This is a genomic window from Enterobacter cloacae complex sp. FDA-CDC-AR_0132 (genome assembly GCF_003010695.1).
In the GTDB taxonomy this organism is placed as follows: domain Bacteria; phylum Pseudomonadota; class Gammaproteobacteria; order Enterobacterales; family Enterobacteriaceae; genus Enterobacter; species Enterobacter ludwigii.
Map to the genome: position 1 here is coordinate 2788542 of NZ_CP027618.1, position 21374 is coordinate 2809915.

8 protein-coding genes are annotated in these 21374 nt (G+C 55.4%); 7 read left to right on the plus strand and 1 reads right to left on the minus strand.

The genetic code is table 11. The annotated features are described in order from the left end of the window. The first annotated feature begins 27 nt into the window (after positions 1–27). From AM379_RS13450 to AM379_RS13480, 7 genes are all read left to right on the plus strand, one after another. Complete coding sequence (locus AM379_RS13450) at positions 28–5280, plus strand: Ig-like domain-containing protein (protein WP_106503796.1); 5253 nt, start codon at positions 28–30, stop codon at positions 5278–5280. A 116-nt stretch (positions 5281–5396) separates the two neighbouring features. After that, on the plus strand, positions 5397–11051 hold the full coding sequence (locus AM379_RS13455; protein WP_106503797.1) for an Ig-like domain-containing protein: 5655 nt from the start codon (positions 5397–5399) through the stop codon (positions 11049–11051). A gap of 46 nt (positions 11052–11097) precedes the next feature. After that, entirely contained in the window at positions 11098–12006 is a 909-nt protein-coding gene (locus tag AM379_RS13460; protein ID WP_047744052.1) for an OmpA family protein, read from the plus strand. Between the two features lie 216 nt (positions 12007–12222). Next, on the plus strand, positions 12223–14505 hold the full coding sequence (locus AM379_RS13465) for a type I secretion system permease/ATPase (protein ID WP_106503798.1): 2283 nt from the start codon (positions 12223–12225) through the stop codon (positions 14503–14505). Then, a complete protein-coding gene (locus AM379_RS13470; protein WP_047955175.1) occupies positions 14502–15737 on the plus strand; it encodes an HlyD family type I secretion periplasmic adaptor subunit in 1236 nt (411 codons plus the stop codon). The genes AM379_RS13465 and AM379_RS13470 overlap by 4 nt, the downstream gene beginning before the upstream one ends. 6 nt (positions 15738–15743) lie before the next feature. Next, a complete protein-coding gene (locus AM379_RS13475; protein WP_106503799.1) occupies positions 15744–17243 on the plus strand; it encodes a TolC family protein in 1500 nt (499 codons plus the stop codon). Between the two features lie 47 nt (positions 17244–17290). Beyond that, a complete protein-coding gene (locus AM379_RS13480; protein WP_025204758.1) occupies positions 17291–17989 on the plus strand; it encodes a response regulator transcription factor in 699 nt (232 codons plus the stop codon). Between the two features lie 57 nt (positions 17990–18046). Here AM379_RS13480 and AM379_RS13485 read toward each other — a convergent pair whose 3' ends face one another. Beyond that, complete coding sequence (locus AM379_RS13485; RefSeq protein ID WP_050737429.1) at positions 18047–21001, minus strand: transporter substrate-binding domain-containing protein; 2955 nt, start codon at positions 20999–21001, stop codon at positions 18047–18049. Positions 21002–21374 lie beyond the last annotated feature (373 nt).

Genomic DNA, 21374 nt, shown 5'->3' on the forward strand with positions numbered 1-21374 from the left:
TCGATTATTTACACGAGAATTTAGCGAATGAATCTCAAGCCAGTAAATATTGCAGTCGTTGATAAAAATACGATTGTCAAAGCCGACGTTCTGCGCAGTGAAAAAATAGGCAGTGCCGTCAAAATTAAAGCCATCCCGAATGCAAAATACATTCTTGCTGAAGGGGAAAACGGCGTTGCGCCAGAAAACATTACCCTGAAACGTGTCGGTAAAGACCTGTTCATCATGCTGGAAGGCACTGATGAAGATCAGCCGCAGCTGATTATCGAAGACTACTTTGATAATCCGGGTGAACTGGTCGGTAAAGGGGAAGATGGCCAGTGGCATGAATACATCGCCACCGACGGTGATGATGACCACGAAGCTGCTTTCCTGCTGGACGGTGAATCCTCTGCGCAAGCGCTGGGCGCTGGCGCGATTGCCAGCCTTGACGGTCTGGCGGTTGCGGGTACCGCGTTTTCCCCTGCCTTGCTGGCACTGGGTGCATTAGCGGCGATTGGTGCGGCGATTGGCATCGGCTCCATTATTCGCCATAACCGTGGCGGCAATGACGGCGGTGATAACGGCGACGTTATTTCCCCTCCACCGACAGGTCCTGGCAAACCAACGATCGGCGAAGTTGAGGATGACGTTGGCCCGATCACTGGCCCTATCCACAACGGCGATGCCACTGACGACGCCCAGCCTGTTTTCCGTGGCGGTGGTGCGAACCCTGGCGATACCGTTGAGCTGATTGTCGACGATGAAGTCGTGGGCACCGCGATCGTGGGTGAAGACGGCAACTGGGAAGTGACGCCAGAAAAACCGCTGCCGGAAGGCGAACATGAAGCGGTGGTGGTCATCACCGACCCTGAGGGTAACGCCAGCGAACCGTCCGATCCTATTGATTTCGTGGTCGATCTCACCCCGCCGGAAAAACCGGTGATTGGTGAGGTGGAAGATGACGTCGGTCCGGTGGTTGGCCCAATCAATGACGGTGACATTACTGATGACGCCCTGCCTGTATTCCGCGGTGAAAACGGCACGCCGGGCGACACCGTTGAGCTGATCATCGACGATAAAGTCGTGGGTACCGCGGTAGTGGGGGCAGACGGTAAATGGGCAGTGACGCCGGAAAACCCACTGGCTGAAGGCCCGCACGAGGCGGTGGTGGTCATCACCGATCCGGCTGGCAACGCCAGCGAGCCGTCCGATCCGATTGGCTTTATTGTCGACCTGACTGCACCAGCGAAACCGGTGATCGGTGACGTGGAAGATGACGTCGGCCCGATCACCGGCCCGATTAACAATGGTGATATTACCGATGATACCCAGCCGGTATTCAGCGGCGGCGGTGCCGTACCTGGCGAAACCGTTGAGCTGATTATCGACGATGAAGTCGTGGGCACTGCGATCGTGGGTGAAGACGGCAACTGGGAAGTGACGCCAGAAAAACCGCTGCCGGAAGGCGAACATGAAGCGGTGGTGGTCATTACCGATCCGGCAGGCAACGCCAGCGAACCGTCCGATCCTATTGATTTTGTGGTCGATCTCACCCCGCCGGAAAAACCGGTGATTGGTGAGGTGGAAGATGACGTCGGTCCGGTGGTTGGCCCAATCAATGACGGTGACACCACTGATGACGCCCTGCCTGTATTCCGCGGTGAAAACGGCACGCCGGGCGACACCGTTGAGCTGATCATCGACGATAAAGTCGTGGGTACCGCGGTGGTGGGTGCAGACGGTAAATGGGCAGTGACGCCGGAAAACCCACTGGCTGAAGGCCAGCACGAGGCGGTGGTGGTGATCACCGATCCGGCAGGCAACGCCAGCGAGCCGTCCGATCCGATCGGGTTTATCGTCGACCTGACTGCGCCGGAAAAACCGGTGATCGGTGACGTGGACGATGACGTCGGCCCGATCACTGGCCCGATTAACGATGGCGATGTCACCGATGATACTCAGCCGGTATTCAGCGGTGGCGGTGCCGTGCCTGGCGAAACCGTTGAGCTGATTATCGACGATGAAGTGGTGGGCACTGCGATTGTGGGTGAAGACGGCAACTGGGAAGTGACGCCAGAAATCCCGCTGCCGGATGGCGAACATGAAGCGGTGGTGGTCATTACCGATCCGGCAGGCAACGCCAGCGAACCGTCGGATCCGATCGGCTTTATCGTTGACACTACGCCACCGGCACAACCGACCATCGATACCGTTTTCGATAACGTTGGCGACAGAACCGGCAACCTGGCGGCAGGTGAAACCACCGATGACAACACGCCAACCTTCAGCGGTACGGCTGAAGAAAATAGCCTCGTTTACATCATCGTCAACGAGAAAGTGGTGGATTCTGTGCGCGCCACCGAAACCGGCTCCTGGACCTGGGAACCGTCTCCGGGGTTGGCTAACGGTCCGTATAACGTCCGCGTTGTTGCGGAGGATCAGGCTGGCCTGCGCTCTGAGTCGTCTGAGGACTTTAACTTTAACGTGCAGGTGGGCGGTGTCCCTACAGCGCCGGCAATTACCGATGTGATTGACGATGTTGAGTCTCACACCGGCACCGTACAGCAAAACGGTACCACCAACGACGACCGCCCAACCCTCGTGGGGACCGGTCAGGACGGTACCACCGTTTACCTGTACGACGGCGCGAACCCGGACCCGATCGGCAGTGCCGTGGTCACGGGCGGACGCTGGACCATTGAATTTGATGCCCCGCTGGCGCAGGGCGAGCACCGCTTCCGTGCGGTAGCGGAAGACGGTACCGGCAACCGCAGCCCGGAAACGGGCGAGTGGGTCATCAACATTGATTCCGTCGCGCCGGGCGAGGCGACAGACGTTGAACTGTGGGACGACTTCGGCACGCCGGGGATTATCGCCGACAACGGTACGACCGATGACAACACCCCGACCTACCGGGGTAAGGGCGAAGCGGGCGGTACGGCGATTATCGACCTGGGCGATGGCACCACCGTGCGTGTACCGGTTGATGCCAGCGGCAACTGGAGCTACACCCCGGCGCCTGCACTGGCGGACGGCGACTACACCTGGCAAGTCTCGATTGAAGACAAGGCGGGCAACGTCGGACCTGCATCCGACCCTATCCACTTCATCGTGGATACCAGCGGAAACGGGATTTCGATTAGCCACGTTGTGGATGATGAAGGTGGCATTCAGGGCAACCTGGCCAGCGGCAGCCACACTGATGACACGACGCCAACCGTTGTGGGCCGCGCTACGCCTGGTGCCATTGTGAAAGTCTACGTTGACGGAAACCTGGTTGACAGCGTGGTGGCCGATCCGACCACGGGTCAATGGCAGTACACCATCAGCCCGGCGCTGTCGGCCGACGGCACATATCAGATCACTGCCAGTGAAAACACCGGCACCGGTGACGGTCCACAAACCGCACCGTTTGAACTGACGCTCGATACCCGCATTCCGACCGGCACCCTGGACGGTATAGCGGATGATGTCGGCCTGGTTCAGGGCGATCTGGCGAACCCGTCTGTGACCGACGATACCACCCCGACCCTGCGCGGTACCGGTGTGGCGGGTGACCGGGTGTTTATTCACGACGGTACGACTCTGATCGACTCCGTCATCGTCGGGCCTGACGGCAGCTGGAACTACACGTTACCGCCGCAGAATAACGGTACAGAGCTGGATATGAACGTGGTGTTCCAGAGCCCGACGGGCGTCAGAAGCGCACCGAGCGATTCCTGGAAAATCACCATTGATACCGAAGCGCCAACGGCCAGTGCGGTGGCTGACGGCCTGAGCAAAGACTCCGGCGTGAGCGATGCGGACTTCATCACCAATAACAGCGGCCCTGGCAGCCTGGTCACCGGCCATCTCTCGGCTGCGCTGGACGCGGGCGACAAAGTCCTTGTCTCCGTTGATGGCGGTGCGACCTGGCAGGAAGCGCTGGTCGACGGTGATAAGTGGGCCTATGTGGACACGCAGGGCCACAGCGCTGACTGGACCATTTTGACCCGTGTTGTTGATGCGGCAGGTAACTACACCGAGTCGTCACAGAACGTGGTGGTGGATCAGGTTGCACCGGACGCCCCGACCGACGTGGTGCGGAGCGGTAACGATGTCACCGTCACGCTGCCGGGCAGCAACGTGACGGCGGGTGATTCGGTTCTGGTGAAGGTCGGAGATGTCTCTGTCACGCACACGCTGACGGCGGCGGATATCGCGAACGGTAATGTGACGCTGAGCCTGCCACCGGGCGGTTATACCGATATTCCGGTCGGGGCAGCCATTGTGGACGCGGCGGGTAACAGCTCGGACTACCGTACCAGCGACTTCACCAGCACCAACAACTTTGAATCTGCTGATGAGTTTACGGCGATCAATGCGGGCCAGTGGGTGCACGGAATGCGTTTCTCACACACGACGGATACCAGTACGGCTGACTACGAATTCGACAGACAGCCCATCGGGGTGGGAAGCACAAACAGCCTGTATCTGTTCAGTTCATCAGCAGATGGCGGGATGGAAGCCAGCATGTTTGTCGACTTCCAGTATGGCGCCAAAACCGTCGATTTCGATTTCAACCCGAGATTTGCGGGTCCGTCTACGGTGGTGACGTTCTATGACATCAACGGCAATGTGATTGGTTCTCAGCCTGTGAACGCGCCGATCAGCAACCGTAACGTCCATGTGTCGTTAAACAATCCGGAGGAGACGCCGGTTTACCGGATGGAAATCCACCATCAGGAGCAGCCGGGCAGCACCGGGTTTGGTTTCAGTATCGATAACCTGGTGGTGAGCGGCACGGCGAAAACCGTCACGCCGGGTGAATTCCTGGCGGATAACCAGGGCGATGTCTGGTATGGCGACGCGGCGGACAACCTCTATCAGGTGAGTGACGTGGCCAGCCTGACCGACGCGGTGATCCAGGGGGGAGAAGGGACGGACACGCTGAAGCTGTTGGGTGCGGATCAGCATCTCGATATGAGCGCGCTGACCAACAAAATCCAGTCAATGGAAGTGTTCGATATTACGGGAACAGGTAACAACACACTGACGCTGAGCGCGGGCGATGTGCTGGAAAACGCCTCTCAGAACCTGTTCCACGATAACGATTTCAACCAGTTGATGGTGAAGGGCGATAAAGGCGATCGGGTCAATCTCAGCGACCTGTTGCCAAACGATATAGACCCGGGCAACTGGACAGACGGTGGCACGGTTAACGTTGGCGGAGTGGAGTATCAGTCCTTCCAGATGGAAAGCCTGAATACCGAAATCCTCGTTCAGATGGGAGTGACGGTCACGCTGCAAAACCACTAATTGATATCAGGAAACGGAGGCGCCTTTAAGGCGCCTCCGGAAAGTAAAAACGTTTAGCCGTTTTTTTAATCCAGGGATTTTCCCGAACATAAACAGAATATAGTTGGATATTGAGTATGAAAAAGACCATCGCTTCTAACAACAATACCGAGCCAAACATCGCTGCTGTGGCGACACTGCCGCCGCTGCCGACCGACGTTTTACTGTGGAACGATTACCAGTTCCCGCGTGAAATTAACAATAACGATATCAGCGAAGATAACACCCCGACTATTAGCGGTAAGGGTGAGCCGGGCATGACGGCTGTGATCGACCTCGGTGACGGGCAGAGCATTCGCGTACCCGTCAATGCAGAAGGTAACTGGAGCTGGACGCCTGCGCCTGCGCTGGCGGACGGAACCTATACCTGGTCTGTGGCGCTGGAAGATGCTGCGGGTAACCGTGGTGAAGCCACCGCGCCAGTGACCTTTATCGTCGATACCGTGGGTAATGCGGTTTCCATCAGCCACGCGGAAGATAATACCGGCACGTTGACCAACCCGCTGGCCAGCGGCAGCAGCACGGATGACCTTAAACCGGTTATCGTGGGGACGGCAACGCCTGGCTCTCTGGTGACGCTGTATGTTGACGGGGAAGCGGTGGGTACGATGACTGCCGATCCAACGACCGGTGCGTGGGCCATTGAGATCAACCCTGCGCTGGAGTCGGGTAAAACCTATGAAATTACGGCAGGGGAATTCAGCGGTCCTGGTGAAATTCCACCTCCGACACGTCCATTCCTGCTGACCATCGATACCGTTGTTCCGACCGGGACGTTCGATCGCGTATCGGATGACGTTGGTCGCTATCAGGGTGACCTGCCGAATCCGGCGGTGACGGATGACACCACGCCAACCCTTCACGGTACGGGCCGCCCAGGTGACATTGTTTTCGTACGTAATGGCAGCGACATTATTAGCTCGGTAACCGTGGGCACTGATGGCCGCTGGGAATATACCCTGCCTGAACAAACGAACGGTGCCGCACTGGATGTGAGTGTGGTATTCCGTGGCCCAACGGGCGTTGAAAGCGCGCCAACCGATCCCTGGAAGCTGGTGATTGACACCGAAGCGCCAGTGAAACCGATCATTGGTGATGTTGAAGACGATCAGGGTCCGGTTATCGGCCCAATTAATAACGGCGATGTGACCGATGATACCCAGCCGGTATTCAGCGGCGAAGGCGCTGTGCCAGGTGAAACCGTAGAACTGATCATCGACGATGAAGTGGTGGGTACCGCGATCGTGGGTGAAGACGGTAAATGGGAAGTCACACCAGAAAATCCACTGGCAGAAGGCGAGCATGAAGCCGTGGTGGTCATCACCGATCCCGCGGGTAACACCAGCGAACCGTCCGATCCGATCGGCTTTATCGTTGACACCACGCCACCGGTGAAACCGACTATCGACACCGTCTTTGACGACGCGGGTCAGCAAACAGGTTATCTGCAAAACGGCGATATCACTGACGACAGCACCCCGACCTTTGCGGGTTCTGCCGAAGAGAACAGCCTGGTGTACATCATCGTCAATGGCCGTGAAGTTGCTTCCGTTCGCGCCACCGATGAAGGTACCTGGACGTGGACACCGCCGCTGGGGCTGGCGAACGGTCATTATGACGTGAAAGTGGTCGCCGAAGACAAAGCGGGTCTGCGTTCGGATCCTTCCGATGCGTTCTCCTTTGACCTGCTGGCGGGCGGTATTCCAACGGCACCGGCAATCACCGATGTGATTGACGATGTCGAATCACACGTCGGCACGGTACAGAACGGTGGCATCACGAATGACGATCGTCCGGTCATTACCGGTACCGCGCAGGACGGCACCACCGTCTATCTGTATGACGGCGCGAACCCGAACCCAATCGGCAGCGCGGTGGTCACCGGTGGACGCTGGACCATTGAGTTTGATTCGGCGCTGGCGCAGGGCGAGCACCGCTTCCGCGCGGTCGCAGAAGATGTGACCGGCAACCGCAGCCCGGAAACCGGCGAGTGGGTCATTATTGTGGACTCCGTCGCACCAGGCGAAGCGGCTGACGTGGAACTGTGGGACGACTTCGGTACGCCAGGTCGGATTGGTAACAACGACACCACCGATGACAACACCCCAACCTACCGTGGTAAAGGTGAAGCGGGCGGTACCGCTATTATCGATCTCGGTAATGGCACTACCGTGCGCGTTCCTGTCGATGGCAGCGGTAACTGGAGCTACACCCCGGCACCTGCGCTGGCGGACGGTGACTACACCTGGAAAGTCTCGATTGAAGACAAAGCGGGTAACGTCGGCCCTGCGTCCGACCCGATCCACTTCATCGTGGACACCAGCGGTAACGGCGTATCCATCAGCCACGTCGTGGATGATGAAGGTGCCATTACCGGCAATCTGGGCAGCGGCAGCCACACCGATGACACGACCCCAACGGTTGTGGGCCGCGCGACGCCGGGCGCACTGGTGAAGGTGTACGTTGACGGCAATTATATCGATAGCGTACGTGCGGATGCGGTAACCGGTAGCTGGCAGCTGACCATCACCCCTGCGCTGAGCACGGATGGGACATATCAGATCACCGCGACGGAAGATCCGGGAACGGGTGACAGTGCGCCTACCGCACCGTTTGAGCTGACGCTGGACACCAGCATTCCGACAGGGACGCTGGATCGCATCGCCGACGATGTAGGCCTGGTGCAGGGCGACCTGGCGAACCCGGCGGTGACCGATGACACCACGCCAACGCTGCACGGTACTGGCCGTGCGGGGGACACCGTGTTCATTTACGACGGCACCACGCTTGTTAATTCTGTGACCGTAGGCAATGACGGCACCTGGAACTACACGCTGCCACCGCAGAACAACGGCACCGAGCTGTCTCTGAGCGCGGTCTTCCAGAGCCCGACCGGTGTGAAAAGCGCACCAACCGCGCCGTGGGATCTGACGATTGATACTGACGCGCCAACGGCGCCGACCATTACCGGCATGTATGACGATGCGGGTACGCTGATTGCGGATGGTGGCCGTTCACGCGACACCACGCCAGAACTGCGCGGTACGGCTGAGAAAAACAGCCTGGTGACAATCTATGGCCCGGACAGCAAAACGCCAATCGCTTCGGTGTATGCCGATGCGGACGGTAACTGGACGTGGACATCGCCTGCGCTGGCAGATGCGAAACATGACTTCTACGTGACGTCACAGGATGCGGCGGGCAACGTCTCTGGCGAATCCAACCACTACGGTCTGGAAGTGGATACCCGCGCTGCAGCTCCGATCATTCTGGGGGCGTACGATGACGTGCAAGGCGGCATCTATAACGGCCTGGTGCCAGACGGTGGGCTGAGCAACGACGGCAATATGCAGCTGCGCGGAACCGCGGAGCCAAACAGCGTCGTGTATATCTACAACGCGTATAACAACGCGGTGCTGGATACGGTGAAAACTGATGCGAAAGGTAACTGGACCTGGGATCGTGCGGTTGCTGACACGGCTGCCGGTCGTCCGCATATGTTCTACACCATTGCGAAAGACGATCTGGGTAACGTGTCGGGTAAATCTGAGACCTATTCGATCAACGTGGATACCATTAATGCGACACCAGTTATTACAGGTGCTTATGACAACGTAGAAGGTGGTATTTATAACGGTCTGGTGGGCAACGGTGGCGTAACGAACGACCGCACGCCTGAGTTACGCGGTACGGCGGAGGCAGGTAGCGTTGTGTATTTCGTCAACATGGCGAATGGTGCGACAGTGGCTTCCACAACGGCGGGAGCTGATGGTAAATGGTCTTATCAGGCGACAACTAACTATAACCAGACATATTCCTGGCAGGTTTACTCAATCGATAATGCTGGGAACCGTTCAGCGAACTCATCAACCTTCTCACTCACGGTTGATACGGTGAATAACGCACCTGTTATCACCGGCTCTTACGATGATGTTCAGGGCGGCGTGTATAACGGTCTGGTGGGCAACGGTGGCGTAACCAACGACCGTGGCCTGGATTTACGCGGGACAGCGGAAGCGGGCAGCGTGGTGTATATCATCGACCCGGCAACCGGTGGGACTTATGGCTCGGCGGTTGCCGCTGCGAATGGCGCATGGTCATACCCAGTGACGACCAACTACAACAAGCTGTATGAATTCCAGGCTTATTCAATCGACAGGGCCGGAAACCGTTCGGCTACCTCGTCGAAATTTGGGATCACTGTGGATACGGTGAATAACGCGCCCGTTATCACCGGCTCTTACGATGATGTTCAGGGTGGTGTGTATAACGGTCTGGTAGGCAACGGTGGCGTAACCAACGACCGTGGCCTGGATTTACGCGGGACAGCGGAAGCGGGCAGCGTGGTGTATATCATCGACCCGGCAACCGGTGGGACTTATGGCTCGGCGGTTGCGGCTGCGAATGGCGCATGGTCATACCCAGTGACGACCAACTACAACAAGCTGTATGAATTCCAGGCTTATTCAATCGACAGGGCCGGAAACCGTTCGGCTACCTCGTCGAAATTTGGGATCACTGTAGATACCGTCAACGCCGCGCCGGTGATCACCAGCGTCACGGATAACGTCGGTCCGGTAACGGGCAACGTGGCCAACGCGGGTTCAACGGATGACAACACGCCGACCCTGAACGGTACCGCTGAAGCAGGTAGCACAGTGTACATCGCGGTGAACGGTTCTACGTACAGTGTCACCGCCGCCGCTAACGGCAGCTGGAGCTTAACGCCGTCTGCACTGCCGTTGGGGAACCACACGTTTAGCGTGTTCTCTATCGATAAAGCAGGGAACCAGAGTGCGGGTGTTTCACGCAGCCTGACAGTGGTTTCTCCGAAATCGAGCGGGTTCGAAGATTTTAACACTGTACCGTTCCAGAACTTTGGAAAGGGTCTGGTCACACTGCCAAGTGGTCTGAAATTTACGTTAAACGATAAATATTACCCTGGTTATGGTGCGGCGATTTATCAGTGGGGCGTTTCATCCACCAGTCGTGTATTAGCAATGACTGGCGACATCACCATGCATTTTGACGGGGTAAATGCTGTCAGCATGAAACTTTCTGGTGCGAACGATTCCGTCCAGTCTAGCGTTGTGAAGTCAACATACACCGTTTACGACACGGCAGGGAAAGTGATCTCTTCAGGATATCTGCCAGTTGGTGAGTCAACCTTCTCTGTTAATGCCCCGTCGGGGCGTGAGATTGGAAATATCGTCTTCAGTATGGGGCGTGGTGCAAGCAGTGGTTTGTCGGGTGGCGGTAACACCATCAATACCGATCAGTACTGGATTGATGATGTTCGCTGGACAGTGAACACACCGCGCTCAGCATCCAGAAGCATGATGATGAACGCCGAAGAGCAGCATGACGATAACGCCAGTGTTGTCAGCACCCTGAATGATCGTGAGATTAACCTGGATAATCTCCAGCACAAGACGATTGATATTACCAACAGCAAGCAGGACAAGCTGAATATCAGTCTGCACGACGTGCTGACCCACGCTGAAAAAGATCTGTTTATCACCGATGGCAATAAACAGCTGATGGTGCAGGGTAATAAAGGCGACGTGGTAAACCTGAGCGATCTGCTGCCTGACAACAGCGACCCGGGCAACTGGACCAACGCCGGTAATGTGAAGGTATCGGGTGTTGAGTATCAGGTGTTCCACATGGAAAGCCAGGATGTAGAACTGCTGGTACAAGCTGGCGTAACCGTCAACGTGAATAATCACTAACTTAAACTTTTCCAGGCCTCCTTTCGGGGAGGCCTCTGGAGGATTTATGACTTTTTTCAAGACCTCTTTATTTGCGGCGCTGTTTACCTCCTCCGCATTTTTCATGCACACCGCCACCGCTGCGGAGAATTTTGGCAAGGCGTATCAGCCTGTTGCACCCGTCGCTCAGACTCAGGCGCAAATTGTTTACTACCGTGACGCCAGTAACAGCACCGGCGGGGCGGCACATATTTATGTGGATAATGAATTCCACGATGCACTGCTGCCTGGCGGTTATACCGTGTTCTGTCTGGCGCCGGGTAAGCATAATCTCGGCGCATACCAGAACGATGCGCCGCAGTATCGTGGTAAAGAACAGGGTTACAACGTCGAAATGAACGGCGGACAAACCTATTTCGTGCGCGTCAGCCACACGATGAATGCCGTGCCGGAAGCCCGTACGCGCGAGCAGGCGGAGAAGGATTTATCGGGGCTGCGCGAGCAGACCCATGTGCTTTCTCGCGCATCCAGCGTGGAAGCCTGTAAGACTCTGGCCGCGCCTCAGTACAAAGATTACACCCTGTCCGGCGATATTATGTTCCGCTTTGGACAGTCCGGTGAAAAGGGCGTTTCCGCTCAGGGCCGCCAGGCGGTGAAAGACCTGGTGGCGACAATAAAACGTGAAAACGTCGAGCTGAAACAAATTCAGGTGATTGGCCATACGGATGCTATCGGCAGCGATCGTAGCAACTACGCGCTGGGGCTGAAGCGTGCGCAGACGGTACGTACGATGCTGGCAGAAAATGGCCTTCCTGCGCGTTTGATGGTGGCGTCCAGCGTCGGCAGTAACGAGCCGGTTGTTAATGACTGTGCCGCGTCCGGCAAGCGTGAGTTGGTTTCTTGCTATGCGCCAAACCGCCGCGTTGTTGTGCGTGTAAGCGGCGATCAGAACGTGACTGCACCTGAGCAAAAATAATCTTGCGTCCTGCCTTCCCGCAATGGGAGGGCATTCTCTTTTCCCTCGTGAATCCCTCATCAAACCTGTTTCGTGACAAAAAATAACCCGTTCCATTGAGACAGGTCTCATTAATTTAAGACTGTTCCGCGTGACAGAATATTCTTAATTTAAACCAATAAATCAATTTAATTCATTGATTTAAATATAAATAATCAATCAGGAAAAACGCGAAATATGGAATCCTCAACTGCAAATTTTCAGGAGGAACAGCTGCTTGCCGCCGCTCGCGATAACCGACAAAGTGATGATTCTCTGCTCAGAAGTATTGCCTGGGTGTGTGAGCATTATGGTCTCGGTAAAAGCGATGATGTTTTGCTGGCGGGTCTGCCTGTCGAACAACTCCTCACTCCCTCTTTAGCGCTTGATGCGCTCAAAAATGCCGGTGTGACCGGAGGGCTCATCAAGCGTAATAGCGCAGAACTGCCGGAGCAGATCTTCCCGATGATTTTGCTGCGTAAGGGTGCTGGCGGGATGGTGCTGCTGGGGCGCGAGCGTCGTAAAAATGCCGAAGACAAATGGGATCTGTTCTATTCCCTGGTCATGCCGGATGTCTCTGACGAGCCGGTTGAACTGAATCATGAAGCGCTTAACGAGCTGTATGTTGGCTACGCGATCGCGGCTAAACCGACTGCGCGTATTGACAGTCGGGTTAGCGATATCGCGCCGCCGCAGCCGAAAGGCCACTGGCTGTTCAGTACGCTGTGGCGCTACCGTCGTTACTATCGTAGCGCCGCGCTGGCGTCGGTGCTGGTGAACGTGCTCGCGCTGGCCACCGTGTTCTTTACCATGAACGTTTATGACCGCGTGATCCCTAACCAGGCGTTTACCACGCTCTGGTCGCTGGCGATTGGCGTGCTGGTGGCAATGATTTTTGAAGCCGTAACCCGTAGCGTGCGTGCTCACCTGCTTGATACCGCAGGAAAAAAAGCGGATCTGATTGTCGGCAGCGTGCTATTTCGTCAGGCGCTGGCGGTGAAAATGGAGCATAAGCCCGCCTCTTCTGGCTCTTTTGCCAACCAGCTGCGCGAATTCGAATCCGTGCGTGATTTTGTCTCATCCGCGACGCTTGCAACCATTGCCGACCTGCCGTTCGTTCTGCTGTTTATTGGCATTATCTTCGCCATAGGCGGCCCGCTGGCGATTGTCCCGTTGCTGATGCTGCCAATGATCCTGCTGGTCAGTATGGCCATTCAGTGGCCGCTGGCCAAAGTGATGAAAGCCAGCCTGCAAGAAGCATCGCTGAAGCAGGGCGTCCTGATTGAATCCATCGAAGGGATGGAAACGCTGAAATCCGTGGGGGGCGAGTCCTGGATGCAGAGCCGCTGGCAAAAGTTCAGCGCCATGCAATCGTCCAGCTCGGCGGCGTCTAAGCACTACTCTACGCTGGCGATGAACTCGGTGAGTTTCCTGCAACAGCTGCAGACGGTCATGCTGATTGTCACCGGCGTGTACCTGATTGATGCCGGCACCCTGACGCAGGGCGCGTTAATCGGTACGGTCATGCTGGCCGGTCGTGTGACCGCGCCGTTAAGCCAGGTCGTCGGTTTAGCCGTGCGTTATCAGCAGGCCAAAGCTGCGCTGACTTCGCTGAACAAGCTGATGGAGAACCCAACCGATCGCAGCAGTGAGATTGACTACATCAAACAGCCTGAGTTGAACGGTGATATCGAGCTTAAAGGCATTACCTTCTCTTATCCGGCGCCGCCCATGCAGCCGAACCCGGATATCCTCAAAGGCGTGAATCTGACGATAAAACCGGGCGAGCGTGTGGCGATCGTCGGGAAAATCGGCAGCGGTAAATCCACGCTGCTGCGCATCATTGCCCGCCTTTACACGCCGGTGAAAGGGCAGATTTTCAGTAGCGGTTTGGACGTGAATCAAATTGAGCCGTCTGACTGGCGAAACAACGTAGGGTTTGTGGGGCAGGATGCACGTCTGTTTTACGGCACATTGCGCGAAAACATCATGATTGGCCGTCAGAATGCGTCGTCTGATGAGTTTCTTAAGGTACTGCGTTTAACCGGGCTGGACCACATTGCCGCGCGCCACCCGCGTGGCATTCATATGCCCGTTGGCGAGCAGGGCAACAGTTTGTCCGGCGGCCAGCGTCAGCTGGTTTCCCTGGCGCGAACGCTGTTGGCGCGTCCTAACCTGCTGCTGCTGGATGAACCGACCAGCGCGATGGATGCGCAGACCGAAGCCCTGTTCCTGCAACACCTGAAAATCGCGACTGCCGGACACACGCTGGTTGTTGTTACCCATCGCCCGTCGTTGCTGGCGCTGGTGGACAGAATGGTGATTATTGAGGACGGCAAAATCGTTGCGGATGGTCCAAAACAGCAGATTCTGGCTGCGCTCAACGGCACGCCGGCAGCGCAACCTGAGCAGACGCCCGCTAACGACAGTACGCCAGCGCAAGCTGTGCCAGTAAAAGAGCAGGCGGAGGCCAGCGCATGAAATTTCTAAAACAGAAGAAAAATAAACCGCTCACAGCGCGTGATGCAGCCTGGATGAGCGATATCCAGGAGGCGCTGTTCTCCCAGACCACGCCAAAATCGCGGCTGGTGTTATGGCTCATCCTGGCGGTGTTCATCGGCTTTTTAACCTGGGCGCATTTCGCCAAAGTGGAAGAGATCACCAAGGGTGATGCGAAGATCGTCTCAAAAAGTCGCGAACAGATTATCCAGAGCCTCGAGGGCGGGATACTCGAAGAGTTGAACGTCCGTGAGGGCGATATCGTTGAACCGGGGCAGGTACTGCTGAAAATCGACCCGACGCGTGCGCAATCGAGTTATCAGGAGACGCTGCGCAAGGTGGTGGCACTGGAAGCGACCGTTAACCGCCTGCGTGCAGAAGCGTATGGTCTGCCGCTGACCTTTAGCGACCGCGTGAAAAAGTATCCTTCTGAGGTCGAGCTGGAAACCCGCGCTTACAACAGCCGTAAGCAAGCGCTGGAAGAGGGCGTGGCTTCGCTTGAGAAGAGCTATCGTCTGGCGCAAAACGAAATTGCCATGTCTGAGCCGCTGGCGGCGCGCGGCCTGCTTTCCGAAGTAGAGCTGCTGCGCATGCGCCGTCAGGCAAACGACCTGCAATCGCAGATTGTTGAGCGCCGCAACCGCTATCAGGCGGATGCCAACGCCGACCTGATCCGTCAGGAGCTGGATCTGGTGCAGGCTGAAGAGAGTCTGACCGGTCGCGAAGACATTGTGAACCGCACAACCATTACCGCACTGGTAAAAGGCACGGTCAAAAATGTGCGGGTTACCACTATTGGCGGGGTTATTCAGCCTGGTGAACACATCATGGAGATCGTGCCGCTGGAAGATCAGCTGCTGGTGGAAGGGAAGATCAAACCGTCTGACGTGGCCTTCCTGCATGCCGGTTTGCCTGCCATGGTGAAAATCACCGCTTACGATTTTGCAATCTACGGCGGCCTGAAGGGGCAAGTGTCTCTCGTCAGTCCGGATACGTTAAAAGATGACGCTAAAGCTGCGGCGGGCCGTCCTGATGATACGTATTACCGGGTGATGGTCTTAACCGACAGCAGCACCCTCAAAGCAGGGGATAAAGCCCTGCCGATTATTCCCGGCATGATTGCGACCGTGGAAATTCGCACGGGCGAAAAAACCATTCTCGATTACCTGCTGAAACCTATTTTCAAAGCGAAAGAAGCCTTCCGGGAGCGTTAATTTACGATGAAAAAGTATTCTCCAGTACAGCGTCGCCTGGCGGCGACGCTGACGGTCCTCTCTTGCCTGATTTCAGGGAAAAGTGTCGCCAGTAGCGAGGGCTTATTAGCCTTTCAACCTGTCGCTCCGCAGGCAAAATCCGGCATGGTGATGGCCTCCACCCCGCCTGCACCTCTCGCGCCACGGGTGGCGCAGAAAAGCGCGGTGGGTAACCATGCTACTAGCACAACCCACACCGCGTTTGCGAAAAGCAACGCGACAAACGTTGACCGGCAGACCACCCGTGCGCCTGGCGAGAATGAAATCCGTCTGCTCTTTAATGATGCGGTCAATACTGCACTGGGTATGAGCCCTGAGGTTCGTGGCGCGCAGTTCAATACCGAGGCGGCACAGGCCAACGTTGATGAAGCGAAAGGGCAACGCTGGCCGCAGGTGGATGTCGGGACGCGTTCAAAAAGCGTCCAGTTCGGTGGCGGAGAACGGGGCTACAGCGACAGTCGCCCGGCGGTGACCGTGAATGTCGCAACCACATTGCTCGATTTTGGTCGTACCAGCAACACCATTAAAAGCCGTGAAGCGCTGCATCTGGCCGCGAAAGAGAATACGGGCGCACAGGCGGAAAACATTGCCTGGCAGGTCAGTAGTGCACTCATTGAGTTGAGTAAGCAGCGCCAGATCATTGTTCTCAGCCAAAAGTACGTGGCGCGTATGAATGAACTGGTCGAAATGCTGGACGGCATTGTGAAGGTTGACCAGGGGCGTCGCAGTGAACTGACGCAGGCCAGAGGGCGATTTTTACAGGCGCAATCTTCTTTAGATACGGCCATATCGCGCGCGCGTGATACGGAAATCATCCTCAACCGCCTGCTGGGGGATACGCCCGTTCCTCTGCCAACAGCACCGGTGTGGAACCTGAAGCCAGGGGAGTTGAACAAGCAGTTATCCGCCATTGAAAGCCATCCTACCATTCGACAGGCGCAGGCAGAGACCGCATCAGCACTGGCGGATGCGGAAGCGGCGCGTTCTGCCGCCTACCCAACGGTGACGTGGAACGTTGGCAAAAGTACCGGGCGCGATGAACTGGGGCGTGAACAGGCGTGGGAAACCAATGTAAACTTAAGCTGGCCGATTTTCCGGGGCGGTTCACAGCGGGCCGCTGAGCTTTCTGCCGCACGCCGTGCAGATGCCAGCAGAGAGGCCATTGAACAGCAATCCCGCGATCTGGATAACCGGGTACGTGCTGCCGATCAGGATGCCCATAGCATGCTGGAGCGCGCGGAGTTGTATCATAACTTATCGATTGAATCCGATCGTATTCGTCATGATTTCTTCGATCAGTGGTATCACCTCGGTCGACGTACTCTGTTAGATGTGTTGAGTGCAGAAAGTGATTTTTACGGCAACCAGGTCGCGGAAGTGACTAACCGTTTTGATGGCTATTCCGCTATTTTTCGTAGCTATGCCAGTTCCGGTACTTTATTGTTATGGTTACGGAATAATAATTAAGTCTTTTTTAAAGATGGCTCACACTGCAGGCATAAAAGAGAATATGTATGAACCCGTTTTCAGGTAAAAAAATATACGTCGCTTTACTCGACGATCACCCGATTGTCCGTAAGGGGATGGAAATTATATTTAGCCAGGAGCCTGATTTCGAACTAAAAGGCAGCTTTGCCACTCGTATCGAACTCATGAATTTTTTACGCAACAACCGTGTTGATGTGTTGGTTCTTGACTATTTGCTTGGTGATGAAGAGATCGACGGTTTACCGATGATCAAACAGCTCATGAGCAACTTCCCGTGGCTGAAAATTCTTCTTTCCTCCACGCTGGAAAACACGGCGATTGTGCGCATGGCGTTAAAAATCGGCGTGCGTGGGCATGTCGGTAAAAGCCGTGATTTATCGGAAGTGGTGAATGCGGCGCGCCAGGTCGCGGCGGGGCGTATCTCCCTCTCAGAAAGCATGGAGAAAGAGTTCTACCTGATTTCAGAGCCTTGTGCAGACACGAAATCGGGTTCAGAGGGTGACAACGCGCCGCAGGTGATTGAGGGCATTGGCCGCCTGGATCAGCTGTCTCCCAAGGAGCTTGAGGTGCTGCGACTCTTTACCGGTGGAATGTCTGTCCTGCAGATTTCAGAGAAATTCAATCGTAGTCGTAAGACGGTCAGCGGTCAGAAGAAATCGGCCATGAAAAAGCTGGGCGTGAAAACGGACTCTGAACTGTTTCTTTGGCACGACCAACTGCTTTAATCCCATTGCAACAGATTCATTCGAGACATTATCAGGAGCCTTTTACAGGCTCCTTTTTTATTTCAGTGAGACGGTATCGTCCGATGCTTTGTGCTCAATGGGATGAATATTTCGCAGTGCAGCCGCGAGATGATTGATTGAGCAGGGCTTAAACAGGCAATCATTCATACCAGCCTGTAAACAACGCGCCGTGATCTCATGCATGGCATTGGCGGTAAAGCCGATAATCCAGGCCGCGGCCCTGTGCTGTTCCTGCTCGCGCGTGCGGATTATGTGAGTCAGCTGATAACCATTCATGCCGGGCATGTTGCAGTCGGTAATGATCACGTCGAAATCTGTTTTTTCCCAGATAGCCAGTGCCTCATTTCCCTCTGACGCAAGATACGCATGCTGTCCTAACCAGGCCAACTGTTTAGCCAGCAGGATCCGGTTGGCAGGGTTATCGTCCACGACCAGGATCTTCAGGGCTGGAATTTTGTCTTCGTCTTCGTGCTGCTGGACATCCACGGCCGCCGCCGTTTTTACTTTCGGCAGTGTAAAGGTTGCTCTCACCGTGGTGCCCACGTTTTTCTCACTGGTCAGCATAAGCGTGCCGCCCATGCTTTCGCAAATGGTCCGGCTGATATAGAGGCCCAGCCCCGTTCCTGCGCGGCGGTTGTCTGCCTGACTAAAGGGCCTGAACAAGGCTGCCTGCTGGCTGGCATCGATCCCCACGCCGCTGTCCTTGACGTCAATGATGTAGTGAACGCTGTCATTTACCGGGTCTTCAGCCTGCTGCAGCGTCAGTGATACGCCGCCGACGTCGGTAAACTTAATGGCATTACTTAACAGGTTCGACAGAACCTGCTTGATGCGTAAGGGGTCGGCACAGACATCGATTATCGGTTCCGTCGGGAACGCGCGAGTGAGTTCGATATTTTTCTCAATGGCCACGCCCTGGAAAACCCGCATCATATTGTTAATCAGCGTACCGAGGTTCGTGGCTTCAGGATTGAAATCGAGATGCCCCCCCTCAATACGGGAGATATCCAGAATATCGCCAATTAATCCCACCAGTCCTTCTGCCGATTCATACGCCACCTCGAGCGCCTGAATATCTTGCTCACCACGGCGTCCTTTTTTCAGCACTATATCCAGCATGCCAATAATGGCATTCATCGGCGTGCGGATTTCATGACTCATGGTCGACAGGAAGACGGATTTTGCGCGGTTAGAATCCTCGGCCCTGTCTTTGGCTTCCTTAAGTTCTACCAGCAGCGCTTCACGCTCGGTGATGACCTCGCGTAATTGCACAAGCTGGGTGTTCATCTGACGACGAAGTGCCGCTTTACGCGCGATTTGTCGACGCAGGTAGAGTGCCCAACCCAGGGCCAGAATAATTAAGACGGCGCTAAAGACGGCGGTGGCAATCAACACTTCCCGATAGCGATACCAGAAGCTGTCGACAACCACCAGTTCGTTGGGCCGCCAGCGGTTGGCCAGATTTTCCAGCTCAACAGGGGGAATGCTTAGCAATATTTTATCTAAAATCCCCTGAAGTTCCGGATTGGACAGCCCGACCCCGAAAGAGATCCAGACAGGGGCGTCACCCACAATCGACACCACTTTGAGTTTGTCCTGAAAGTTGGTGAAGATTTGATAGTCACTCATGATCAGAATACCCACTGCGGCATCCGCTTTTCCCTCAAGTACGGTGGAAAGCAGCTGTGATTCATTGCCCACGTGAACAATTTCAATTTCCGGGTAACGCTGGCGCACCATACTTTCCACACCAATGTTTTTTACCATCGCCAGCCGTTTTCCACGCAGGTCTGCCAGCATATGAATGTCGTTACGATTTGTCGCTGTTGCCAGGGAAAAGGCGCTCCGCAGATAGGGGCGGGTGAAAAGAATTTTATTTTTACGCGCTTCACTGGGGGTGATTGAGGCGAGCATATCCGCGCTTGACTCGTTCACCTGTTGAATCAGTTCCTCGGTGGTGCTGCCCGTTTCAAAACGAAACTGTAAACCGGTTCTGAGCGACACAACGGAAAACAGATCGGCGGCAATACCGCGCAGCACACCTTTATTATCAATAAATGAGACCGGGGCTGCATTGTCCTGGCTGTAGATCAGAACGTTAACGATGGGATGTTTCTTGATCCACGCTTTCTCTTGCTCGGTAAAGAGAAGGGATTTCGACCCCTGTGCGAGATCAATCCGATCGGGCTGCCAGAGACGATAAAGCTCCTGCTTTTCATCTTCTGGCACGGCCTTGATTGCGGCATTAATCAGTGTGAGCAGTTGTGGTTTTTTTTGGCTGACGGCAAATCCCACTTCACGGCTGGTCAGGCGTGAGAATCGCTCAACATGAATATTGTTCAGGTAGTTGCGGCTGAGCGAGTAACTGTTGCCCAGGTAAACCCGCGACTGACCAAACGCCACCGCGCTCAACGCTTCCTGATAACTGTCGAACAGGCGAAAACGGGCGTTAGGGTAGGCGGCCTGAGCCTGTGACAGGGGCAAATAGTCCCTCGGCATTGCGACGTCGGTATCACGCAGATCCTCTGCCAGAGGGGCGGTATCGCTATCGTTGAGCCCCAGCACCGGTTTATCGCTGGCATAAGGTAAAGAAAAGGCAAAGGCATCGTTATCCGGGAAGGCGGCCACGGACGGGATCAGGTCAATATCGCCACGTGCCAGCGCCTGCCACGCCTCTTCAGAGGAGCTAAACACTTTTATCTTAACCGGGAGGTTAAGTTGCCAGGCGACCAGTCCCGTATAATCCGCGCTCAAACCTTCATACTCATTGCGAATGTTACGCATGCCAAACGGTGGGGCATCATAATGGGTCACGCCCACGTTCAGTTGTCGTTGTTGTTTAATAAACGCGGCTTGATCGGCGGTAAGAGATAAACGCTGTAATCCCTGGACCGGTGTTCTCATCAGGATCTTATATTCATCGCCTATCGCTGAAGGCATTGAAAGCGAGAGTGAAACCAGCAGCACAAAAAAGCGAAAATAGTGACGCATATCTCTTTAACTGACTCCTGAAGACGAAGTGAGCCTGGGAATATCTTCCCCGGACATCGGGTGTGCTGTGAATGAAACATCATAAACAACCTGTACGGGCTAGCCCATAACTTACTGTATAGCCGATGAAAAGACATCCTTCATGCCTGACCTCAGCAATACCGGGGTCGAATTATACCGATGTCATCTTCATTTATGTGTGCGCAGTATGATGAAACAGACGATAAAGGGTTATAAGACCTGACTTGGTTATTTTTTTTAATGAAATAACATCTCATTATAAACGGTAATGGTATTAATTAAGTTGCTGTAAAATACTCAGCTTAAGTGAAATTGAATAAGAGGCGGAAATCGCTTTTTACCTGCCTGTACC

Bases quoted from the DNA above. Each gene is read 5' to 3' on its own strand.
- AM379_RS13450 (WP_106503796.1), top strand. From the start codon at position 28: ATGAATCTCAAGCCAGTAAATATTGCAGTCGTTGATAAAAATACGATT.
- AM379_RS13455 (WP_106503797.1), top strand. From the start codon at position 5,397: ATGAAAAAGACCATCGCTTCTAACAACAATACCGAGCCAAACATCGCT.
- AM379_RS13460 (WP_047744052.1), top strand. From the start codon at position 11,098: ATGACTTTTTTCAAGACCTCTTTATTTGCGGCGCTGTTTACCTCCTCC.
- AM379_RS13465 (WP_106503798.1), top strand. From the start codon at position 12,223: ATGGAATCCTCAACTGCAAATTTTCAGGAGGAACAGCTGCTTGCCGCC.
- AM379_RS13470 (WP_047955175.1), top strand. From the start codon at position 14,502: ATGAAATTTCTAAAACAGAAGAAAAATAAACCGCTCACAGCGCGTGAT.
- AM379_RS13475 (WP_106503799.1), top strand. From the start codon at position 15,744: ATGAAAAAGTATTCTCCAGTACAGCGTCGCCTGGCGGCGACGCTGACG.
- AM379_RS13480 (WP_025204758.1), top strand. From the start codon at position 17,291: ATGAACCCGTTTTCAGGTAAAAAAATATACGTCGCTTTACTCGACGAT.
- AM379_RS13485 (WP_050737429.1), bottom strand. From the start codon at position 21,001: ATGCGTCACTATTTTCGCTTTTTTGTGCTGCTGGTTTCACTCTCGCTT.